23 protein-coding genes are annotated in these 19,643 nt (G+C 69.1%); 7 read left to right on the top strand and 16 right to left on the bottom strand.

What is annotated here, in order from left to right; genetic code table 11:
• Window positions 1-28 precede the first annotated feature (28 nt).
• From AC0QTQ_RS11180 to AC0QTQ_RS11210, 7 genes are all read left to right on the top strand, one after another.
• Window positions 29-919, top strand: a complete 891-nt coding sequence (locus AC0QTQ_RS11180) for a fructose bisphosphate aldolase (RefSeq protein WP_480256647.1) — start codon at window positions 29-31, stop codon at window positions 917-919.
• An 83-nt stretch (window positions 920-1,002) separates the two neighbouring features.
• On the top strand, window positions 1,003-1,638 hold the full coding sequence (locus tag AC0QTQ_RS11185; RefSeq protein ID WP_480256648.1) for a hypothetical protein: 636 nt from the start codon (window positions 1,003-1,005) through the stop codon (window positions 1,636-1,638).
• Between the two features lie 127 nt (window positions 1,639-1,765).
• Window positions 1,766-2,062: an FtsB family cell division protein gene (locus AC0QTQ_RS11190; RefSeq protein ID WP_480256649.1), complete on the top strand. Its 297-nt coding sequence runs from the start codon at window positions 1,766-1,768 to the stop codon at window positions 2,060-2,062.
• A gap of 132 nt (window positions 2,063-2,194) precedes the next feature.
• Window positions 2,195-3,199 (top strand): pyruvate dehydrogenase (acetyl-transferring) E1 component subunit alpha, encoded by a 1,005-nt coding sequence (gene pdhA / locus AC0QTQ_RS11195; protein WP_121534169.1) that lies wholly within the window; start codon window positions 2,195-2,197, stop codon window positions 3,197-3,199.
• A 12-nt stretch (window positions 3,200-3,211) separates the two neighbouring features.
• Complete coding sequence (locus tag AC0QTQ_RS11200) at window positions 3,212-4,579, top strand: pyruvate dehydrogenase complex E1 component subunit beta (RefSeq protein ID WP_480256650.1); 1,368 nt, start codon at window positions 3,212-3,214, stop codon at window positions 4,577-4,579.
• Window positions 4,580-4,589: 10 nt separating this feature from the next.
• Window positions 4,590-5,876, top strand: a complete 1,287-nt coding sequence (locus tag AC0QTQ_RS11205) for a pyruvate dehydrogenase complex dihydrolipoamide acetyltransferase (protein WP_480256651.1) — start codon at window positions 4,590-4,592, stop codon at window positions 5,874-5,876.
• Between the two features lie 126 nt (window positions 5,877-6,002).
• On the top strand, window positions 6,003-6,338 hold the full coding sequence (locus tag AC0QTQ_RS11210) for a carboxymuconolactone decarboxylase family protein (RefSeq protein WP_113898795.1): 336 nt from the start codon (window positions 6,003-6,005) through the stop codon (window positions 6,336-6,338).
• 42 nt (window positions 6,339-6,380) lie between these two features.
• Here AC0QTQ_RS11210 and cysE read toward each other — a convergent pair whose 3' ends face one another.
• From cysE to AC0QTQ_RS11290, 16 genes are all read right to left on the bottom strand, one after another.
• Entirely contained in the window at window positions 6,381-7,199 is an 819-nt protein-coding gene (gene cysE / locus AC0QTQ_RS11215) for a serine O-acetyltransferase (RefSeq protein WP_480256652.1), read from the bottom strand.
• A gap of 87 nt (window positions 7,200-7,286) precedes the next feature.
• On the bottom strand, window positions 7,287-11,204 hold the full coding sequence (locus AC0QTQ_RS11220; RefSeq protein ID WP_480256653.1) for a baseplate multidomain protein megatron: 3,918 nt from the start codon (window positions 11,202-11,204) through the stop codon (window positions 7,287-7,289).
• Window positions 11,204-11,659, bottom strand: coding sequence for a C40 family peptidase (locus tag AC0QTQ_RS11225; RefSeq protein ID WP_480256654.1), 456 nt, complete (start codon window positions 11,657-11,659; stop codon window positions 11,204-11,206). The genes AC0QTQ_RS11220 and AC0QTQ_RS11225 overlap by 1 nt, the downstream gene beginning before the upstream one ends.
• Complete coding sequence (locus AC0QTQ_RS11230; RefSeq protein WP_480256655.1) at window positions 11,656-12,546, bottom strand: DUF2163 domain-containing protein; 891 nt, start codon at window positions 12,544-12,546, stop codon at window positions 11,656-11,658. The genes AC0QTQ_RS11225 and AC0QTQ_RS11230 overlap by 4 nt, the downstream gene beginning before the upstream one ends.
• On the bottom strand, window positions 12,546-13,178 hold the full coding sequence (locus AC0QTQ_RS11235) for a phage distal tail protein, Rcc01695 family (protein ID WP_480256656.1): 633 nt from the start codon (window positions 13,176-13,178) through the stop codon (window positions 12,546-12,548). Before AC0QTQ_RS11235 ends, AC0QTQ_RS11230 begins: the two co-directional genes overlap by 1 nt.
• Before the next feature lie 10 nt (window positions 13,179-13,188).
• Entirely contained in the window at window positions 13,189-13,842 is a 654-nt protein-coding gene (locus AC0QTQ_RS11240) for a phage tail tape measure protein (protein WP_480256657.1), read from the bottom strand.
• Window positions 13,829-14,026, bottom strand: coding sequence for a rcc01693 family protein (locus tag AC0QTQ_RS11245; protein WP_480259221.1), 198 nt, complete (start codon window positions 14,024-14,026; stop codon window positions 13,829-13,831). The genes AC0QTQ_RS11240 and AC0QTQ_RS11245 overlap by 14 nt, the downstream gene beginning before the upstream one ends.
• A gap of 29 nt (window positions 14,027-14,055) precedes the next feature.
• Entirely contained in the window at window positions 14,056-14,376 is a 321-nt protein-coding gene (locus tag AC0QTQ_RS11250; RefSeq protein WP_121534160.1) for a gene transfer agent family protein, read from the bottom strand.
• Complete coding sequence (locus tag AC0QTQ_RS11255) at window positions 14,376-14,789, bottom strand: phage major tail protein, TP901-1 family (protein ID WP_113898802.1); 414 nt, start codon at window positions 14,787-14,789, stop codon at window positions 14,376-14,378. The genes AC0QTQ_RS11250 and AC0QTQ_RS11255 overlap by 1 nt, the downstream gene beginning before the upstream one ends.
• A 45-nt stretch (window positions 14,790-14,834) precedes the next feature.
• The gene (locus tag AC0QTQ_RS11260; RefSeq protein WP_480256658.1) at window positions 14,835-15,242 is read right to left on the bottom strand and encodes a DUF3168 domain-containing protein; all 408 of its coding nucleotides are present in this window, start codon (window positions 15,240-15,242) and stop codon (window positions 14,835-14,837) included.
• Window positions 15,239-15,577 carry a head-tail adaptor protein gene (locus tag AC0QTQ_RS11265; RefSeq protein WP_480256659.1) on the bottom strand — a complete coding sequence of 113 codons (339 nt, stop codon included), beginning with the start codon at window positions 15,575-15,577 and terminating at the stop codon, window positions 15,239-15,241. The genes AC0QTQ_RS11260 and AC0QTQ_RS11265 overlap by 4 nt, the downstream gene beginning before the upstream one ends.
• Window positions 15,574-16,167, bottom strand: coding sequence for a head-tail connector protein (locus tag AC0QTQ_RS11270; RefSeq protein ID WP_480256660.1), 594 nt, complete (start codon window positions 16,165-16,167; stop codon window positions 15,574-15,576). Before AC0QTQ_RS11270 ends, AC0QTQ_RS11265 begins: the two co-directional genes overlap by 4 nt.
• A gap of 178 nt (window positions 16,168-16,345) precedes the next feature.
• A complete protein-coding gene (locus AC0QTQ_RS11275) occupies window positions 16,346-17,542 on the bottom strand; it encodes a phage major capsid protein (RefSeq protein ID WP_480256661.1) in 1,197 nt (398 codons plus the stop codon).
• A gap of 29 nt (window positions 17,543-17,571) precedes the next feature.
• The gene (locus AC0QTQ_RS11280) at window positions 17,572-18,129 is read right to left on the bottom strand and encodes an HK97 family phage prohead protease (RefSeq protein ID WP_480256662.1); all 558 of its coding nucleotides are present in this window, start codon (window positions 18,127-18,129) and stop codon (window positions 17,572-17,574) included.
• A 10-nt stretch (window positions 18,130-18,139) separates the two neighbouring features.
• On the bottom strand, window positions 18,140-18,373 hold the full coding sequence (locus AC0QTQ_RS11285) for a GTA head formation protein, RCAP_rcc01685 family (protein ID WP_480256663.1): 234 nt from the start codon (window positions 18,371-18,373) through the stop codon (window positions 18,140-18,142).
• Window position 18,374: 1 nt separating this feature from the next.
• Window positions 18,375-19,553 carry a phage portal protein gene (locus AC0QTQ_RS11290; protein WP_480256664.1) on the bottom strand — a complete coding sequence of 393 codons (1,179 nt, stop codon included), beginning with the start codon at window positions 19,551-19,553 and terminating at the stop codon, window positions 18,375-18,377.
• Window positions 19,554-19,643: the final 90 nt, after the last annotated feature.

Consider the following 19,643-nt stretch of genomic DNA (forward strand, 5'->3'; position numbering starts at 1 on the left):
GGCGCAACCAGCTTGCATGGAGACCATGATGGCGAACGCGAAAATGCTCGAACAGATGAAGAAGGGGCAGGGTTTCATCGCCGCGCTCGACCAGTCGGGCGGCTCGACGCCGAAGGCGCTGAAGCTCTATGGCGTGAACGAGGACGCCTATTCGAACGAGACCGAGATGTACGACATGATCCACGCGATGCGCTCGCGGATCATCAAGTCGCCCGCCTTCACCGGCGAGAAGGTGATCGGCGCGATCCTGTTCGAACAGACCATGGACCGCGAGATCGACGGCATCCCGACCGCCACCTTCCTGTGGGAAAAGCGCGGCGTCGTGCCCTTCCTGAAGATCGACAAGGGGCTCGAGGCCGAGGCCAAGGGCTGCCAGATGCTGAAGCCGATCCCGGGGCTCGAGGCGCTGCTCGACCGCGCCGCCGCCGCCGGCATCTTCGGCACCAAGGAACGTTCGGTGATCTCGGCCGCCAATGTCGAGGGCATCCGTGAGGTCGTGGCGCAGCAGTTCGAACTGGGCAAGACCGTCATCGCGCATGGTCTGATGCCGATCATCGAGCCGGAAGTGACGATCTCGATCGCCGACAAGGCCGATGCCGAGGCGATCCTGCTCGAGGCGATCCTTGAACAGCTCGAGGGGCTCGAGGACGGCAAGACGGTGATGCTGAAGCTGAGCCTGCCGACGATCCCGAACTTCTACAAGCCGCTGGTCGATCACCCGAAGGTGCTGAAGGTCGTGGCGCTGTCGGGCGGCTATCCGCGCGACGAGGCGAACCGGATCCTGGCGCAGAACGACGGCATGATCGCCTCGTTCAGCCGTGCGCTGACCGAGGGGCTGAGCGCGCAGCAGTCGGACGCGGAATTCGACGCGGCGCTCGGCGCGGCGATCGACAGCATCTACAAGGCCTCGATCGCCTGATCGCGGCTTGCGACGCGAAAATCCGTGCTATCGTGGCACCGGCCGGGCTCCCTTCGGGGGCCCGTTTCGTTCGGAGCCCTCGGATGACACGACACTGCCTGCCGCTTGTCCTGGCCGCGCTGATCGCCGGCTGTGCGCCCCAGCCGCCCGCGGCGCCGGACGGCTTCCTTCCCGATGCGGTGGTGCTGACCCCCGATCCGCCGGAGGGCTGGCCCTGGAAGATGGGCACGATGGAGGTGACGCTGGACGGCGCCGCCCATCCCTACACCACCTACGATTTCTCGATCGGAGCCATCGACGCCTCGGTGCAGCTGAGCTGGGAGCCCGACGCGGATCATTCGGTCACACCGGGCGGCGCGGTGCATTTCCTGCTGGGCGGATCGCCCGGCGGCACGCCGAAACCCGACTCGGACGAGATCTTCGTCAACGCGATCTTCCCCGACGTTCCGGCAAGTGGCACCCGCACCGGGCAGGTGACGGTCGACTGGCTGCTGGGCCCCACGCTCGACGGGCCGAAGCTGCGCAGCCGCGGACCGGCCGAACTGACAATCGAGCAGCTGAGCCGCGATGCCGCCGAGCCGAGCCGCGGTCAGGTCACCGGGCGCATCCGCGCCACCCTGTGCGATGCGCAAGGCGACAGACTGACCCCGGGCGGCGCCTGCCACGCCTTCACCGCGCGCTTCGACACCCGGGTCTTCATCAGCCTGAAACCCGAGTGAGTGCAGGAAAAACAGGGCCTTCCCTGCCTTTCGGGGATTCACAATCCGCCGCGGCTGTGGCAGGATGAACAGATCGCCCGACAAGAGGCGGATGCGCCGGGGCACCCCGGGGGACAGAGGCAGCAGCATGTTTCACAAACGCCCCGCCGTCGGGCCCTTCATCTTCTTCTCGATTGCCGTCGTGCTCGGCCTCTATTTCACCTTTGCCGCGGTGCAGGGGTCGTACGGCATCTTCCGCCGGGTGCAGGTCGATGCCGAGATCGACCAGCTGACCACCGAGCGCGACGCCCTGCGCAACGAGGCCGAGCGGATGGCGAACCTGACGCACCGACTGTCGGACGAATATCTCGACCTCGATCTTCTCGACGAGCGCGCCCGCGAGGTGCTGGGCACCGTGCGCCGCGACGAAATCGTCATCCGCTGAGCCCCCCTTCCCGACGGCCGCCCTGCACCCGCTTGCGGGCAGGGTTGACGCATGTGCGATTGCATCCCCATCCGCCTTGCTGTATGAAATGGTTTAACGTTGAACTATTTTCTGCGCAGGGGAGGAAGCCGGATGGCAACTCGCAAGACCCCCGAGACGGCCGCGGTTGACGGCGCCAATGTCTCGAAGGACGATCTTCTGAAATATTATCACGAGATGCTGCTGATCCGCCGGTTCGAGGAGAAGGCAGGCCAGCTCTACGGCATGGGGCTGATCGGCGGGTTCTGCCACCTCTACATCGGCCAGGAGGCGGTGGTCGTCGGGCTCGAGGCCGCGGCGAAAGAGGGCGACAAGCGCGTCACCTCGTACCGCGACCACGGCCACATGCTGGCCTGCGGCATGGACCCGAAGGGCGTGATGGCCGAGCTGACCGGGCGCGAGGGCGGCTACAGCCGCGGCAAGGGCGGCTCGATGCACATGTTCTCGAAGGAGAAGCACTTCTACGGCGGCCATGGCATCGTCGGCGCGCAGGTGCCGATCGGCGCGGGGCTGGCCTTCTCGGACAAGTACAAGGGCAATGACAACGTCACCTTCGCCTATTTCGGCGATGGCGCGGCGAACCAGGGCCAGGTCTACGAGACCTACAACATGGCCGAGCTGTGGAGCCTGCCGGTGGTCTTCGTGATCGAGAACAACCAGTATGCCATGGGCACGTCGGTCAAGCGCTCGACCAAGTCGACGACGCTCTACGGCCGCGGCGTGGCCTTCGGCATTCCGGGCGAGCAGGTCGATGGCATGGACGTGCTGGCGGTGAAGGCGGCGGGCGAGAAGGCGGTGGCGCACTGCCGCGCCGGCAACGGCCCCTACATCCTCGAGATGATGACCTATCGCTATCGCGGCCACTCGATGTCGGACCCGGCGAAATACCGCACCCGCGAAGAGGTACAGAAGATCCGCGAGGAGCGCGACGCGATCGAACACGTGCGCGAGCTGCTGATCTCGGGCGGTCACGCCACCGAAGACGACCTGAAGGCGATCGACAAGGAGATCAAGGCGACGGTGAACGAGGCCGCCGAATTCTCCAAGGAAAGCCCCGAGCCCGCGCTGAGCGAGCTCTGGACCGATATCTACGCCTGAGGGAGACTGACAATGGCAACCGAAATCCTGATGCCCGCGCTCTCCCCGACGATGGAAGAGGGCACGCTTGCGAAATGGCTGGTCAAGGAGGGTGACACCGTCACCTCCGGCCAGATCCTCGCCGAGATCGAGACCGACAAGGCGACGATGGAATTCGAGGCGGTCGACGAGGGCACGATCGCGAAGATCCTGGTGCCCGAAGGCACCGCCGGCGTGAAGGTGAACACCCCGATCGCGGTGCTGGCCGAGGACGGCGAAAGCGCGGCCGACGCGGTGCAGAGCGCCGCCGCCCCGGCAGCCGCCGCCCCTGCCCCGGTCGCGGCCACCGCCGCCGCGCCCGCCGAGGCGCCTGCGGCGCCGGTCTCGAAGGCCTCGGCCGACTGGCCCGAAGGCACGCCGATGAAGACGATGACGGTGCGCGAGGCGCTGCGCGAGGCGATGGCCGAAGAGATGCGCGCCGACGAAAACGTCTATCTGATGGGCGAGGAAGTCGCCGAATACCAGGGCGCCTACAAGATCAGCCAGGGGCTGCTGGACGAGTTCGGGGAGAAGCGGGTGATCGACACGCCGATCACCGAATACGGCTTCACCGGCATCGCCGTGGGCGCGGCCATGGGCGGGTTGCGCCCGATCGTCGAGTTCATGACCTTCAACTTCGCGATGCAGGCGGTCGACCACATCATCAACTCGGCGGCGAAGACGCTCTACATGTCCGGCGGCCAGATGGGCTGTCCGATCGTGTTCCGCGGCCCGAACGGCGCGGCGGCGCGTGTCGGCGCCCAGCACAGCCAGGACTATGCCGCCTGGTATGCGATGATCCCGGGCCTCAAGGTGGTGATGCCCTATTCGGCGGCCGATGCGAAGGGCCTGCTGAAGACCGCGATCCGCGATCCGAACCCGGTCGTCTTCCTTGAAAACGAGATCATGTATGGCCGCAGCTTCGAGGTGCCGGACCTCGAGGACTTCACCATCCCCTTCGGCAAGGCGCGGATCTGGCGCGAGGGCACGGATGTCACCCTCGTCAGCTTTGGCATCGGCATGAGCCACACGCTCGAGGCGGCCGAGAAGCTCGCTGCCGAGGGGATCTCGGCCGAGGTGATCGACCTGCGCACGCTGCGCCCGATCGATTACGACACGGTGCTGGCCTCGGTGATGAAGACCAACCGCTGCGTCACCGTGGAAGAGGGCTGGCCCGTGGGCGCAATCGGCAACCACCTGTCGGCGGTGATCATGGAGCGTGCCTTCGACTATCTCGACGCGCCGGTGATCAACGTGACCGGCAAGGACGTGCCGATGCCCTATGCGGCCAACCTCGAGAAACTGGCGCTTGCGACCTCGGACGATGTCGTCGCGGCGGCGAAGTCTGTCTGCTACCGCTGAGGAGAAAAAGATGGCAACCGAAATCCTGATGCCCGCGCTTTCTCCGACGATGGAGGAAGGCACTCTGGCCAAATGGCTGAAGAAGGAAGGCGACACGGTCAAGTCGGGCGACATCCTCGCCGAGATCGAGACCGACAAGGCGACGATGGAGTTCGAGGCCGTGGATGAAGGTATCCTCGGCAAGATCCTTGTGGCCGATGGCACAGCCGGCGTGAAGGTGAACACCCCGATCGCCCTGCTGCTGGAAGAGGGCGAAAGCGCCGATGCGCTGCCCGCGGCGAAGGCTGCTCCGGCCGCCGCGCCGGTGGCAGCGGCTCCGGCCGCAGCCCCTGCGCCGGTGGCGGCTCCCGCTCCGGCGGCTCCGATGGCAGGTGGCAAACGGATCTTCGCCTCGCCGCTCGCCCGCCGCATCGCCGCCGACAAGGGGCTCGACCTCGCGGCGCTTTCGGGCTCGGGCCCGCACGGGCGGATCGTCAAGGCCGATGTCGAGGCCGCAACCGCCGCGTCCAAGGCCGCGCCCCCTGCCCCGACCACTGTCGCGGCAGCGCCCGCCCCGGCGGCGCCGGCCGTCTCGGCCAGCGCGGTGGCGAAGCTCTACGAGGGCCGCGCCTATGAGGAGGTCACGCTCGACGGGATGCGCCGCACCATCGCCGCGCGCCTGACCGAGGCGAAGCAGACGATCCCGCATTTCTACCTGCGCCGCGCCGCGCGGATCGACGACCTGCTCGCCTTCCGCTCGGAGCTGAACAAGAAGCTCGAGGGTCGGGGCGTGAAGCTGTCGGTCAACGACTTCATCATCAAGGCCTGCGCGCTCGCGCTGCAGGCGGTACCGGATGCGAATGCCGTCTGGGCGGGCGACCGGGTCCTGAAGATGAAGGCCTCGGATGTCGCGGTGGCCGTGGCGATCGAGGGCGGGCTGTTCACCCCGGTGCTGTTCGACGCCGAGGCGAAGTCGCTGTCGAAACTGTCGGAGCAGATGAAGGATCTGGCCAAACGCGCCCGCGATCGCAAGCTCGCGCCGCAGGAATACCAGGGCGGCAGCTTCGCGATCTCGAACCTCGGCATGTTCGGGATCGAGAATTTCGACGCGGTGATCAACCCGCCGCATGGCGCGATCCTCGCCGTCGGTGCAGGCGTGCGCAAGCCGGTGGTGAATGACGCGGGCGAGATCGAGGTGGCGACGATGATGTCGATGACGCTCTCGGTCGATCACCGGGTGATCGACGGGGCGCTTGGCGCGCAGCTTCTGGCGGCGATCGTCGAGAACCTCGAGAACCCGATCGCGATGCTGGCCTGAGGTCCGCGTCCGGAAACGACAAAAAGCCTCCCGTTTCCGGGGGGCTTTTTTGTTCTGGCTCAAGGCGCGGCGCGATCCGCCCCGCTAGGGTCGTCCATGGATGCACTCCTTCGGAAAGGACAAGTCATGGACTGGAAGGCGGAACTTGCGACGATCAAGGCCGAGATGGGGGATTACGCGAAGTGCCAGGAAGCCTCGTATCAGGGCTTCGGCGCGCTGCATGGCGCCTCGCTTGCGCCGGGGGCGCTCTCGACCAAGGAAAAGGAGCTGATCGCGCTGGCCATCGGCATCGCGCGGCAATGCAGCTATTGCATCGGGCTGCATGTGCAGGCCTGCATCGCGGCGGGCGCGAACCGGGCCGAGATCGAGGAAACGGTGAACGTCAGCGTGCTGATGGGCGGCGGGCCGTCGCTGATGTACGGGGTCAAGGCGCTCGAGGCCTATGACCAACTGTCTGCCTGAGATCCGAGGGGCCGGGCGTCGCCCGGCCTCGCTCCCGGGCCTTCAGCCCTCGCAGTTGCAGTTCTTCAGCTGCTGATCCATCCGCACCGCGGGCTGGTCGCAACCGGCCTCGCCGACGATCTTCGCCGGGACGCCGGCGACGGTCTTGCAGCGGGGCACGTCGTTCAGCACCACCGAGCCCGCAGCGATGCGGCTGTTGTCGCCGATGCGGATATTGCCCAGCACCTTCGCCCCCGCGCCGATCAGCACGCCGTTGCCGATCTTCGGGTGGCGGTCCTCCTCCTCCTTGCCGGTGCCGCCGAGCGTCACCGAATGGAGCATCGAGACATTGTCGCCCACCACCGCAGTCTCACCGATCACGATGGAATGGGCGTGGTCGATCATCACGCCCTTGCCGATCCGCGCAGCGGGGTGGATGTCGACACCGAACATCTCGGAGGTGCGCATCTGCACGAAATAGGCCATGTCGCGCCGGCCCTGCCGCCACAGCCAATGCGAGATCCGATAGGCCTGCAGCGCCTGATAGCCCTTGAAGAACAGGATCGGCTGCAGGAAGCGGTGGCAGGCCGGGTCGCGGTCATAGACCGCCACCAGATCGGCGCGCGCCGCACCGCCCAGCCCCGGGTCCGCGCCATAGGCCTCATCGGCGATCTCGCGCAGGATCTGCTCGCTCATCTCGCCCGAGGCAAGCTTCAGCGAAAAGCGATAGGCAAGCGCCCGCTCCATCGTCGGGTGATGCAGAAGCCCCGCGTGGATCAGCGCCCCCAGAAGCGGTTCGTCGCGCACGGCATCGCGCGCCTCGTCGCAGATCCGGGTCCAGACCGGATCGACCGCCGTCACCTTCGCGCGCATTTCCGCCATGACCAAGCTCCTTCGCTTTCGGGCAAGCCTATCACATAGGCCCGACCACACATAGGGGAAGGCCGGCCCGGAGAAAAGCCCGCAGCGTCAGGGCGCAAGCGCGATCCGTGCCGAAAGCCCCGGGCCGAACACATCCGAGATCTGCATCACCTCGATGGCAAAGGGCCCCGTGATCCCGTCCGCAGCCGCCTCCGCCAGGCTGTAGCTCCAGGCCGGCGTGCTCACCGTGGCCTCCCGGCGCACGGTCGTGCCCTCGATCACCCGCACCAGATACAGTTCCGAGGCCTCGCCCAGCGGCACCTCGTAGCCGTCCCAGCTGTCGCCGTCGATCCGGGTGCGGCGTACCCAGCTCAGATCCCAGCCCGCCCCTCCGCGCCCCGCGCGCAGATGGCAGGGGCTGAGCGGGCGCAGCCCCGCGCCGCGAAAGGCCAGCACCTCGTGCACATAGGACGGGTCGTCATAGCCGCGCCGCGCCGATCCGATCCGGTAGTGCCGCGCCAGCCCCCGGACCGAGGCCGCCAGCGCAATCTGCTCGGGCGCCTCGTCCAGCAGCACCACCGTGCTGCCGGCGGGCCAGACCTCGGGGATCAGCGCATCGGTGCCAAGCTGCCCGCGCAACAGCAGCGACAGGTCCCAGACATTCGGCAGCACCGGCACCGCCGTGGCGAATTGCAAAAGCTCCCAGCCCTCGGCACTGCCATCGCCGATCGCCAGCAGGTTCGCCCCCGAAAGCAGCCGCGTCCTGCTGACCGTTTCGAGATCGCCACCGGCCATCCGCACCCGCAAGGCCGGCCCCCGGTCCCACAGCCCCGGCCGCGCCGCCGGCAGCGTGCTCAGCGTCTCGCCGATCACCGCCCGCGCGGCAAGCGTGGTGTTGAGCGCATAGCCCTCGTCCTCGGTCGAGGAATAGACGACAACGGTGCCCGGCCAGGGCGTCGCGGTCACGGCCAGATGCGGGGCGACAGGATCTTCCGTTCCCGTCATCAGCGGCAGGTCGAGAAAGACCGGCGTCACCGGCACCGGCGCGGCGAAGGGGCGGGGCACCACCCGCTCCTCGACCTCGTCCGAAGGCCGGTAGATCGCCGGCTCGACCCGCACCGCCTCGACCGCGATCGCCCCCGCCTGCTCCAGCCGATCAAGGCGGTAGCGCCGCGCTCCCTCGGCCGTCTCGAGCGCCACCACATCCCCCGCGCCAAGGTGCCCGAGCGAGGGCGGAAGCGAAAACCGCGCCCCGTCGCGTGCCACCCGCGCTTCGGCCAGCCAACGCTCGGCAAGCCCCTGCGCCTGTGCCCGGGTCAGCGCCAGCGACAGCTCCGATCCCGACACCGCGCCATCCGCTTCGTCGGGGAACAGCGCCTCGGCCACCGCAACCTCGAAATCTCCATCCGCCTCGACGTAGGTCAGCCGCACCCGCCCCGCCATCTCGGCCTCGGGCGCACGTCTCGTCTCGATCACCGCGTCGCTCTCCTCGCCGAGGGCCAACGCATCGCGGTCAAGCTCGGCCGCCACCCGCCCGTCGCGCATCCGGAACACAAGCCGCCCCTCGCGCTCGAGCGCCTCGAAGCCATAGGCCAGCATCAGCGACTGCAGCATCGCCCGCCCGCTCTCGCCGCCCCCCGGCGCGAAACCGCGCACCAGCCCGTAAAGCCCGCCGACATCGATCGCCGTCACCCCGGCGCCCTCGCAAATCTCGGCCACCACATTTGCCAGCGGCTGCGACACCGCGCGGCCGGAAATCCAGTGCCCGCGCGCATAGTTGTCGGCATCGGCCCAAAGATCGGCGCGCCCCGGAAAGGCCGGATAAGGCCGGCTGTCCCAGGCCCAGACATGGGCGCGGCGCATGTTGACCATCGGCGCGCCATACAGATCGGAAACCGGGTTGTTCGCCGCCTCGCGCCAATAGCTGACCATGGCGCGCAGGTATTGCATCTGGATCAGCTCGTCGCGCCGCCCGTCCGAGAAGAAGGGCAGGCTCGATTCCGAACTTTTCGGATCGAGGAACTTGTTGGGCTGGTTCGTGCCCTTGTCGATCGCGGCACAGCCCATCTCGGTGAACCATACCGGTTTCGAGCCCGGAACCCAGGCCGTCGCCGTGGCGCTGCGTACGCCCCCCACCCGCTCGTGATGGGCATTCTCCCACCAGCCGCGGATGTCCTTCACCCGCCAGATCCAGGGCTCGCCCGCGGCGCCATCGGTGATCGGCGTGCGGATCTGCGCCGTGCGGTGTTCCTCGGCCGCATAATACCAGTCATAGCCCTCGCCGCCCGCGACATTGGCCTTCAGGTAGTCAAGCGCATGGATCGCGCCCCAATGCGCATCAAGATGCTCCTCGCCGTCGCGCCAGTCCGACAACGGCATGTAGTTGTCGATGCCGATGAAATCGACATTCTCGTCGGCCCAGAGCGGATCAAGGTGGAAATAGCGATCGCCATTGCCCGGCGCATAGCCCGCATATTCCGACCAGTCGGCGGCATAGCTGATCTTGCAACCGGGGCCCAGAATGGCGCGCACCTCGGCGGCAAGGGTGCGGAAGGCCGCCACCGCCGGGAAACTGTCACCCGCGCCGCGGATCTGGTTCAGCGCCACCATCTCGGTGCCGATGCAAAAGGCCTCGACCCCACCGGCCAGCGCGCACAGATGCGCATAATGCAGGATGAAGCGGCGCATTGACCATTCCGCCGGCCCCGCATAGTCGACCGTGGCCTCGCCCGGGGTGAAATCACCGGGCTGCGCCGCCCCGAAGAAGGCCGCCACCTCGGCCTCGGCGGCAAGGCTGCGGTCCGGACTGCCCGTGCGCCCCGGCGCGACCGACAGGGTGATCCGCCCGCGCCAGGGCATGACCGGCTGGCTCTCGGCCCCGGACAAGGGATCGGGCAGCGTGTTGTCCCCGGTCTGGTCCATCAGGATGAAGGGATAGAAGGTCACGGCCTTGCCCGCCGCCCGCAGCGCCGCAATCGCCTCGATCACCGCGGCATCGGCCGGCGTGCCGCCATAGATCGACGCGCCATCGGCGCGCGGCACCTCCTCGACATCGGCGCGCGACGTCCCCGAGACCCGCCAGCGCATGCCCCCCCCCTCGACCGTGGCATCGGCGATCTTCGGGCGCACCGCGCATTCGCCGCAGCGCAGGTCGCTGCCGAACCAGGACACGACCAGAGACACCGCCTCGCAGCCCGGCAATTCCTCCTCGAGCGCGGTCAGCGACTGCGTGAAATCGGTGCCCCCGCCCGGCGCGTTCTGGTTCACCACCTCGGTCACCGCCCCGGCACCGGTGCCCGATTTCTGATAGACCGGCGTTGTCGCCAGCGCGTATTCGCCAGTGCCCGGGATCATCGCCACCGCGCGCAAGCCCCGCACGAGGTCAGGCACCGCGTCGATCAGCGCCCCCTGCGCCGGCCGCACCACCTCGAAGGAGAACTGCGGCACCCGATTGCCATAGGCCGACAGCTCCAGATCCTCGAAAACGACATAGGCGATACCGCGATAGGCCGGCGCCGCCCCCGCCCCCTCCACGGCCTCGATCTTCGGATCGGGCAGCTGGTCCTCGGAGCCCGTATAGACGCGCATGGTCAGGCTGCCCGGCTCGATCTCGATCCCGTCCGCCCAGACCCGCCCCACCCGCAGGATCTCGCCCTCGCACAGCGCGATCGCAAGGCTCACCGAATAGCTGAAACTGGTGGTGGTGACCTTCGGCGCCCCCTTGCCACGCTTCTTGGTCTTCTTCGTCTCGAAGAAACGGGTTGCCCAGATCACCTGACCCGCAACGCGCATCCGCCCCCAGACACGCCCGACCGGTTCGCCCTCGCTCGCACTTGACAGCCGCAGCCGGTCGACCCGCCCGGTCTCCACCCGCTGCGAGCCCGCCCCCAGCAACCGCTGGTCGATCACCTGCCCGAGCGTCGCTCCGATCGCCCGCCCGATCACCGCGCCCGAAAGGCCGAGAACCGTCCCCCCGAACCCCGCCCCGACCAACCCGCCCGCGGCGGAAAGCAACAGCGTCGCCATCAGATGCCTCCCTCACAGAATTGAAACCGCGCCACGATCCGCCGCGCCCAGGGGCGCGAGAGCGGGCTCTCGATCACCCCATGGCCACTGTAGGCGTGCACGAAGCTCGCCCCCGCCCCGACCTCAGCCGCAATGCCCAGGTGCTTGGCCACGCCGCCCGCGCGCAGCCGGAACAGGATCACCTCACCGGGCCACTCGGGCAGGCTGCCCGCCTCCTCAGAGGCCACGACCAGATGCCGCCGCGCCGCCGCCCAGAGCCGTTCTTCGCGCGCAGGCTCCGACCAGTCGGGCGTGTAGGTCGGCACGGGTTCCGGCTCCTGCCCATGGATCTCGCGCCAGATCCCGCGCAGAAGGCCAAGGCAGTCGCTGCCCGCCCCCTCGACCGAGGCCTGATGCAGATAGGGCGTGCCGATCCAGCGCCGCGCGATCGCCACCGCCTGATCGCCCTCCGTCACTGGAACAGGCTCCCGCCGTCGTTGCTGCCGCCCTCGACCGGATAGGAGACCAGCCAGTCCTCCCCGGGAAGATGCGGGAAACCCCTGAAATTCCTGAAATTATCGAATTTCAGCCGACAGGTGTCGGCACGACGGTCGCAGCCCGCATCAAGCCGCACAAGGTCCCCCACCGCGACCTCGGCGCCCAGCCCCTGCCACAGCTCGACCACCCGCGCACCGCTGCCCTGAACCCGGTCGTTCTTGATCACGCCAAGAAGCCCCGCCGCCGCCCCGCTCAGCACGCGAAAGCGCCCCTTCTCGAACCAGCGGTCCTCGAAGCCCGCGACCGCGGCAAAGCGGAACACCCGCCCGTCCTCGACCTCCTCGGCGGCGATCTCGAGCCCGTAGCCGTTCCTCTCCAGATCGAAGCGGCAGGACGCATCCCCCAGCACCGCCGAACAGCGCGGATGATAGATCCGCCCGCGCTCGGCCGACAGCGCCTCGGTCAGCCCGCGCAGCTCGGCACTGAAGGCCCCCGCTCCGCGCGTCACCTCGCCGATCGTGCCGCGAAAGGTCTCGGCCCGGATCGCCACATCCGCCCAGTCGACGATCCAGGCCCGCACCTCGGCCCCGTCATAGCGCCCGGCCAGCAGATCGCCCTCCGTGATCGCCTCCGAGCTCAGCGCGCCCGCCCCCTCGCTGTTGTCGACCGAAAGCCCGGTGCCCTGCACCAAGGCCTTCGCCGTCATGCCGCTGCCGGGCTCGAAGCGGATCCCCTCGAAGATCAGCGGCCGGTCGTGATCGGTGAAGCCCAGCACCCGCCCGTCCCGGCGCACGATCGCCCAGGCCCGCGCCATCGTCGTCGCGCCGCCGGCCAGATGCGCCATCAACTCCTCGGGATAGGCCATCAGATCCGCACCTCCACCACCGGCACCTGCGGCAGGTCGCCCGCCCGGAACGACTGCACCGACACCTGGATCGTGTCGGTGTCGAAGCGCACCGGCACATCGAACTCGAACCCCGCGGTCACCCGCACCCCCTCGACCGGCGGGTCGAAGAAGGTGATGATGCCGGTGGCGGTGTCGATCCCGAAATGCACCGCCTCGGCCAGGCTGTCGCCCTGCACCCCGACGACGACCGTCCCCGCCACCGGCTTGGTGATCGGGCGCACGTAATCGACACCGCCCGAGCTGTAGGTCTTCTTCAGCCCGAAGGCCGTGGTCACCCCGTCGCCGGTGCCGATCAGCTGATCCTCGAACCGCGGCGCGCGCGAGGCCGGACAACTCTTGTAATCGGCCCAGTCCCTCCAGCGAAAGCCATGCAGCTGCCCGGCCCGCGCCTCGAAAAAGGCAATCAGCCGCTCGACGTCATCGAGACTGCGCAGCCCCACCCCCGCGTCATAGCGCCGGCGCGAATGCGCCCAGGGGGTGTTGCGCTCCTCGAAGCCGTTCGCCATCGTGACGATCTCGGTGCGCCGCTCGGGCCCGCCAACTGAGCCGAAGCTCAGGTTCGCGGGGAAACGGATCTCGTGAAAGGCCATCCTCCCCTCCTCAGCTGTTGCGGCTGCCGCGCGCCAAGGCGCGGTTGATCTGCGCCGCGATCTGGCTCTGGCTGCGGGCAAAGCCCGCGACATCGGGCGTGGTCACGTTCATCACCACGTTGACCGTGCGCCCGCCGCCACCCGCCTGCACGCCAAGCCGCCCGTCCGCGCCGCGCGCGAGCGGCAAGATCGCCTCGGGCCCGGCCTCGCCCATCAGCCCGGCCCCACCGCGCATGGGGAAGGAGACCGGGCTGCTCACCACGCCGCCCTTGGCAAAGGGCATCACCCGGCCCTGGCTGAAGGCCGCGCCATTCGCGAAGGGCAAAAGCCCGCTCAGCAGCCCGTTCACCCCCTCGGCAATCGCCGAGCCAAGCGCGTTCTGCACCGGCCGCAGCGCGATCGAATAGGCGCTGGCCGAGATCGTCTGCGCCGCCTCGCTCAGCGCCTCCGACAGCTTCATGCCGTCGAAGATCAGCCCGTCGAAGGCACGCCGCAGCCCGCGCCCGATGCTGCTCGACAGGGTCGAGACCTCGCGCCCGGTGTAGACCATGCTTTCGCGCATCCGCAAAAGCTCGCCACCAAAGCTCGCCGCCACCGCCTCGGCTCCGCCCAGATTGCGCTCAAGCTCGGCCGCCTGCGCGCTCAGCTCATCAAACCCGTCCATCTGCATCCTCCTGATGTTTCGGTCCTGCCGGCGCATCCGACCAGCGCGCAGAAAGCGCCGCCAACCCCGCCCGCGTCAGCGGCGCCCGCGCCGCCCCCTCGCCCAGCATCAGCGCAAGCTCGGCCGGGGTCAGCGCCCAGAATTCATGCGGGCGCAGGCCAAGCCCGCGCAGCCCCGCCCGCATCAGCCCGGGCCAGTCGAGCCCACCCTCGCTCACGACGCCCCCGGCACGGTGAAGGCGCGGGCGAGCAGCTCGGCCGCGATCCGCGCCGCCGCCACCGGCCCGCCGCCGATCTCGACCGTGCGCAGGTCCTCGGCCCGTCCGTCCCAACCGCCGCCGCGCAGCCCCGCGACCACAAGCGCCAGCACGTCGCGGGTGGAAAACGCCCCGCTCTCGAAGCGCCGCACAAGGTCGAGCATCGTGCCGCCGCCAAGCTCCGCCTCAAGCTCGGCCAGCGCCCCAAGCGTCAGCTTCGCCCCCCGTCGCTCGCCGTCGAGCACGACCTCGACCTCTCCCGCCCAGGGGTTCGCCATCACAGCGCCGTAAAGCTCAGCGCCCCGGCCGAGGCGAGGCTCAGCTCATAGGTCGCCTCGCCATTGTGACTGCCCGCATAGTCGATCGAGGCGATCATGAAGGGCCCCTGGACGATGCCGAAATCCGGGATGATGACCTGGAAATCCGGCGCCTCGCCGTCGAAGAAGATCTGCCGCGCGCGCTCGTCCGTCGCCGCATCGCGAAACACGCCCGAACCGCTGATCGCGGCCGAGCGCACGCCCGCGCCGCCCAAAAGCTCGCGCCAGCCGCCCTGACTTTCCAGCGAGGTCACGTCGACCGTCTCGGCGTTGAAGCTGATCCGCGTCGCGCGCAGCCCCGCGATGGTCTCGAACGCGCCCGCCCCGGTCAGGTCGAGCTTGATCAGAAGGTCCTTGCCGTTCTGTGCCGCCATTTTCACTCTCCGATTGCTGAAATTGCCGCGGGTCTCGCGGCCCGCTCAGGTCTCCACCCGGGCGCGAAAGGTCAGGTCGATGCGCCGCAGGCTGCCCTGCGCCGCCCGCGACGCCCGCGCCCGCACGAACCACAGCCCGACCAGACGCCCGCGCGCGAGCACAAGCGGCGCGTCGACCAGCGCATCCGAGACCGCCGCCGCCGCCGCCTTCGCCGCGGCAAAGCCCGCCGCATCGCTGATGACCGACACGGTGAAATCATGCACCGCACCGCCGCCCGTCTTGTCCGAGGCATCGCGCGCCTCCTCGGGGCCAAGGCTCACCCAGGTTCCCGTGGGCGTGCCACTCGGCGCCGCGTCATGGATCGCGCTGCCGACAAGCGCCGCCAGCGCCGCGTCATCGCACAGCGCCTGATAGACCGCGCCTTGCAGCGCGGCCGCCACGCCATAGCTCATCGCACCACCTCCTCGCGGGCAAAACAGGTCAGATAGCGCGCCCCCGGGTCCGTCTCGGCGACCGTCACGATCGCGAAGATCCGCGCGCCATCGCGAAAGCGCTGGCCGGCCTCGGGTCGGCGCGGCGACCCCATGGGCGCGGCACGCACCACGATCGTCCAGGGCGTTGCCCCAAGCGGCATCGCCTCGCCCGCCCGCGCCTGCCCGGTGCCCGCGCGCATCTCGGCCCAAAGCGTGCCGCGCGCGCTCCAACCCGCGGTGAAGCCGCCCGCGCCATCCTCGACGCGCGAGGGCACCTCCAGCACCAGCGGCCGGGTCAGTCGCGGCCCGCTCATCCCCGGCCTCCCAGCACCCGCACCGTGCGCCAGCGCTCGATCAGCGCCATCACCCCGAAGGGCATCGCGCTTGCCGCGCCCGCCCCGTCGTGGCGCAGCTCGAAATACTGCGCCGCCAGCAGGAACACCGCCTGCGCCAGATCGACCGGAAGCTCGGCCCAGGTACCGAAGCCGGCGGTGAAGTCGATCTCGGCCGTGCCCGCCACCGGCACCTCGGGCAGCGCCCCGCCCACAGCCTTGAGCCGCGGCCGCGCCAGATCCTCGACCAACCGCCAACGCGTGGCAGACAGCGCCGTCTCGGCCCCCTCCCGGTCGATCAGCCGCACCCCGGCCACCGCGCTCACCGGCGCCACCGGCAAGGGCACGCTCTCGGCATCGCGCCAACCCGGCAGCACCAGCCGGAACTCATGCGCCAGCAGCACCTTCGCCGTGCGCCCCTCGATCGCTGCGATCGCCGCCCGCAGATAGGCCACCAGCGCCGCATCCTCGGCACCCGTGTCGGCAAAGCCGGTGCCAAGCCGCAGGTGGTCGCGAAATTGCGCCACCGGCAGCGCCGCCTGCGCCACCGCCGTCAGTTCCTTCAGCATCATCGCATCTCTCCGAAAGTCGCTGGGCGCCCTCCGCACGCGCGGCGCGGAGGGCGTTCGGGCGCAGTCCTCCCGCCGCCGCTCGGACGGAGGGAGCAGCTAGGCGACGACGGTCGGCCCGCGCCCGGCCGGGTCGCCCCGGCTCAGGCGGAGGGCACCGCCTCCGCCATCCTCACCGCCCTCACGAGACGGCGAATTTCAGCAGCTTGATCGCGGCGAAGTCGCTCACATCGCCACCGACCCGCTTCGAGGCATAGAAAAGAACATGCGGCTTGGCCGAGAACGGATCGCGCAGCACCCGCAGGTCGGGCCGTTCGGCAATGGTGTAGCCGCTGGCGAAATCACCGAACGCCAGCGCATAGGCGCCCGCGGCGATGTCGGGCATGTCCTCGGCCACCAGCACCGGATAGCCCATCAGCCGCGCGGGTTCCCCCGCCGCCAGCCCGTCGGTCCACAGAAAACGCCCGTCGGCGTCCTTCATCTTGCGCACCGCGCCGGCGGTCTTCGAATTCATCACGAAGCTCGCATTCGCCCGGTATTCGGCCTCGAGCGCATAGACCAGATCGACGATCGCATCGGCGGCGTTCAGCGCGGCGAAATCGCCACTCGCCCCGGTCGCGACATAGCCAAGCGCGCCCCAAGCCCAGGCGTCGTTCGCCACCTTGGAATGGGTCAGGAAGCCGGTCGGCTTGTCGATGCCATTGCCCGAGACGAAGGCCGCCGCTTCGGCACGGGCGAAGCGGTCGGCGATGCGGTTGGCCAGCCAGGTCTCGATGTCGAAGGCGGCATCGTCCAGCAGCCGCTGGCTCGCCTTCGGCATCGCGGCAAGCTCGTGCAGCGGGATCGAGATCCGGTCGATCTGCGGCGTCGCGGTTTCGCTCAGCGTCGCGGTCTCGCTCGCCCAGCCCGAGCCCAGCTCGCTGCGGTCGACCAGCACGTCGTAGGAGGTCGCCTCGACATTGACCACCGTCGCCACCTGGCGAATCGAGGCCGTCGCACGCAGCACGCCGCGGATCGTCTCCGAGGTCTGCGGATCGACGAGATACCCGCCCTCGGCGGCCACCGCGGTGTTCAGCGCCTTGCCCTCGAGGCTCAGCGCGCGCAGCCCGTCATCATCTCCCGAGCGCAGATAGGCCGCAAAGGCCTTCTGGTGCGGCGCCTCCTCGAAGGCCGCGGCGGCAAGGGCGGGACGCCCGGCGAAGGTCTTGCTCTGCAGCATGGTCAAACGCTCTTCCTGTTGTTGCATCCTCGTCTCCACTTCCGCCTGAAAGGCCTTGATCTCTTTCAGGAAACCGGCCAGCGCGGTTTTCACCCCGTCCGCCGGACCCGGCCCCGCGGACGGCTCCGCCCCGGACCGGGCCTTGAACTCGGTCGTCATCCTTGCACCTCTCTTGCGATGGCGCCGGCTCAGCGCCGGGCCAGCTCGGCCGCAGCGCCATCCAGCGCCTCGGCCAGGTCGCGCCAGATCGCGGCCTCGGGGCTGTCGCCCTTCGCCGCCACCCGCGCCTCGCGAAGCATCGGGAAGGTGACAAGCGACACCTCCCACAGCTCCAGATCGGCCAGCAGCCGCTGGCCCTTCGCGTCCTTCGCCGCGCGCACCGTGCGATAGCCGATCGACAGCCCGTCGATCGCCCCCGCGCCGATCAGCGCCGCCGCCTCGCGCGCCTTCGCGACGTCGGGCAGCAGCCGCCCCTTGACGTAAAGCCCGCGCGCATCCTCGAAGATCTCCTCCCACACGCCGATCGGCTGGCCCGGATCGTGCTGCCAGAGCATCTTCACCGTGCCGCCCCGCGCCTTCAGCGCGGCAAGCGAGCGGGCATAGGCACCGGGCGCCACGACGTCGCCGCCCTGATCGGGCAGACCGAAGAGGCTCGCATAGCCCTCGATCGCGGTGCCATCCCGCACCGTCACCGCCTGCCCGCTCGCGCAGAACTTCAGCTCAAGACCGCAATCCGTTGAATTCATGTCGACATCCTCATCTCGGTGCGTATTGCAAAAGGCCCTGCACCGCCTGCGTCAGGATCACCGCGACGACGCCATAGACGGTCATCCACAGCCGTTTCTCGAGCCCGAGGATCATCGCCTCGATCTTCTCGAGCCGTCGTTCGACCTGGGCGAACTGCAGCTCCATGATCCGCTCGGTCGCTTCGAAGCGCTGCTCGTGGACCTCGAAGGGCTCTTTCAGGAAACGCGACCCGCCCGTCGCCATCTCAGCCCTCCGCCAGCGGCGGCAGGCCAAGCGCGGCGCGCTTCTCGGCATCGGTGAGGAAGCTCGCCTCGCCGATCCGTTTCCACTGGGCATCGCGCTCGGCCGCGAGCGCCGGCACCTGGTCGAGATCGGGGCGCAGCTCGATCGTGCTGCCCAGAAACCCCGACAGCCACCACGCCACCGCCGCCGCGACCCGCGTCGCCAGCGGCAGCACCGTCAGCCGGTAAAAGGCCCGGTTCGCCTCGGCGTAATTCGCATAGGTCGCGTCGCCGGGGATACCCAGCAGCATCGGCGGCACCCCGAAGGCCACCGCGATCTCGCGCGCCGCCGCGGCCTTCGTCTCGTGGAATTCCATGTCCGAGGGCGAAAACCCCATCGGCTTCCAGTCGAGCCCGCCCTCGAGCAGCATCGGCCGGCCGGCGTTGCGCGCGCCCTGGTGATGCGTCTCCATCTCGAAGACCAGCCGGTCATATTGCTCGGGCGCCAGCATCCCCTGACCGTCCGCGCCGCGATAGACGATCGCCCCCGAGGGCCGCGCGGCATTGTCCAGAAGCGCCTTCGACCAGCCGGAGGCGGCGTTGTGCACCTCGATCGCCACTGCCGCCGCCTGCAGCGGGCTCAGCCCGTAATGGTCGTCCTGCGGATGAAAGCTGCGGATGTGGCAGATCGGATCGGGATGGCCGGTCATGTCGAAGCGGTGCCGGCGCCCGCCCACGGCATAGTCATAGGCCACCGGCCAGCCATCCGCCCCGGGCACCACCGACATCCGGTCGGCGCGCAGCACATGCAATTCGCGCGGCAGGCCCGGGTCCGGCACCACCGCCTCGAGATAGCCGTTGCCGCTCAGCAGCAGCTGGCCGAACAGCGCCTCGAAGAGCTCCGCCCGCCCCTGGCCCGCATTCGGGCGCCGCAGCAGGTCGAGCACCGGATGCACGTCATAGCGCCGCTCGGCGTCCTGGCAGATCAGCGGCACCGCCGCCGCCGCCTCGGCGATCAGCCGCACCGAGCGAAACCCGACCGGGTTGCCCAGAAAGCCAAGCCGGGTGAGCGAGCTCGTGTCGCGCGGCCCCCAGACCGGCCGGCCGGCCCCCGTCGCCATTGCCGCGATCCGCCCGGTGACCGAGGCCTTGCGCTCGGGCGCCACCTCCGGCCCCTGTCGGCGAAAGAAGTTGATCCCCATCCGGTTCTCCTCGTCTTCGTATGGGCCCGGGCCCCGGGCACGGTCGGAAAAGGGGCCGGGAATGCCCCCGGCCCCTGAACGGTTTCTGTG

Source organism: Paenirhodobacter sp. YD-8 (assembly GCF_056590935.1).

What these genes read in the sequence shown, in the direction of transcription:
- AC0QTQ_RS11180 (WP_480256647.1), top strand. Translation starts at nt 29, where the DNA reads ATGGCGAACGCGAAAATGCTCGAACAGATGAAGAAGGGGCAGGGTTTC.
- AC0QTQ_RS11185 (WP_480256648.1), top strand. Translation starts at nt 1,003, where the DNA reads ATGACACGACACTGCCTGCCGCTTGTCCTGGCCGCGCTGATCGCCGGC.
- AC0QTQ_RS11190 (WP_480256649.1), top strand. Translation starts at nt 1,766, where the DNA reads ATGTTTCACAAACGCCCCGCCGTCGGGCCCTTCATCTTCTTCTCGATT.
- pdhA (WP_121534169.1), top strand. Translation starts at nt 2,195, where the DNA reads ATGGCAACTCGCAAGACCCCCGAGACGGCCGCGGTTGACGGCGCCAAT.
- AC0QTQ_RS11200 (WP_480256650.1), top strand. Translation starts at nt 3,212, where the DNA reads ATGGCAACCGAAATCCTGATGCCCGCGCTCTCCCCGACGATGGAAGAG.
- AC0QTQ_RS11205 (WP_480256651.1), top strand. Translation starts at nt 4,590, where the DNA reads ATGGCAACCGAAATCCTGATGCCCGCGCTTTCTCCGACGATGGAGGAA.
- AC0QTQ_RS11210 (WP_113898795.1), top strand. Translation starts at nt 6,003, where the DNA reads ATGGACTGGAAGGCGGAACTTGCGACGATCAAGGCCGAGATGGGGGAT.
- cysE (WP_480256652.1), bottom strand. Translation starts at nt 7,199, where the DNA reads ATGGCGGAAATGCGCGCGAAGGTGACGGCGGTCGATCCGGTCTGGACC.
- AC0QTQ_RS11220 (WP_480256653.1), bottom strand. Translation starts at nt 11,204, where the DNA reads ATGGCGACGCTGTTGCTTTCCGCCGCGGGCGGGTTGGTCGGGGCGGGG.
- AC0QTQ_RS11230 (WP_480256655.1), bottom strand. Translation starts at nt 12,546, where the DNA reads ATGGCCTATCCCGAGGAGTTGATGGCGCATCTGGCCGGCGGCGCGACG.
- AC0QTQ_RS11235 (WP_480256656.1), bottom strand. Translation starts at nt 13,178, where the DNA reads ATGGCCTTTCACGAGATCCGTTTCCCCGCGAACCTGAGCTTCGGCTCA.
- AC0QTQ_RS11240 (WP_480256657.1), bottom strand. Translation starts at nt 13,842, where the DNA reads ATGGACGGGTTTGATGAGCTGAGCGCGCAGGCGGCCGAGCTTGAGCGC.
- AC0QTQ_RS11245 (WP_480259221.1), bottom strand. Translation starts at nt 14,026, where the DNA reads ATGCGGGCGGGGCTGCGCGGGCTTGGCCTGCGCCCGCATGAATTCTGG.
- AC0QTQ_RS11250 (WP_121534160.1), bottom strand. Translation starts at nt 14,376, where the DNA reads ATGGCGAACCCCTGGGCGGGAGAGGTCGAGGTCGTGCTCGACGGCGAG.
- AC0QTQ_RS11255 (WP_113898802.1), bottom strand. Translation starts at nt 14,789, where the DNA reads ATGGCGGCACAGAACGGCAAGGACCTTCTGATCAAGCTCGACCTGACC.
- AC0QTQ_RS11260 (WP_480256658.1), bottom strand. Translation starts at nt 15,242, where the DNA reads ATGAGCTATGGCGTGGCGGCCGCGCTGCAAGGCGCGGTCTATCAGGCG.
- AC0QTQ_RS11265 (WP_480256659.1), bottom strand. Translation starts at nt 15,577, where the DNA reads ATGAGCGGGCCGCGACTGACCCGGCCGCTGGTGCTGGAGGTGCCCTCG.
- AC0QTQ_RS11270 (WP_480256660.1), bottom strand. Translation starts at nt 16,167, where the DNA reads ATGATGCTGAAGGAACTGACGGCGGTGGCGCAGGCGGCGCTGCCGGTG.
- AC0QTQ_RS11275 (WP_480256661.1), bottom strand. Translation starts at nt 17,542, where the DNA reads ATGACGACCGAGTTCAAGGCCCGGTCCGGGGCGGAGCCGTCCGCGGGG.
- AC0QTQ_RS11280 (WP_480256662.1), bottom strand. Translation starts at nt 18,129, where the DNA reads ATGAATTCAACGGATTGCGGTCTTGAGCTGAAGTTCTGCGCGAGCGGG.
- AC0QTQ_RS11285 (WP_480256663.1), bottom strand. Translation starts at nt 18,373, where the DNA reads ATGGCGACGGGCGGGTCGCGTTTCCTGAAAGAGCCCTTCGAGGTCCAC.
- AC0QTQ_RS11290 (WP_480256664.1), bottom strand. Translation starts at nt 19,553, where the DNA reads ATGGGGATCAACTTCTTTCGCCGACAGGGGCCGGAGGTGGCGCCCGAG.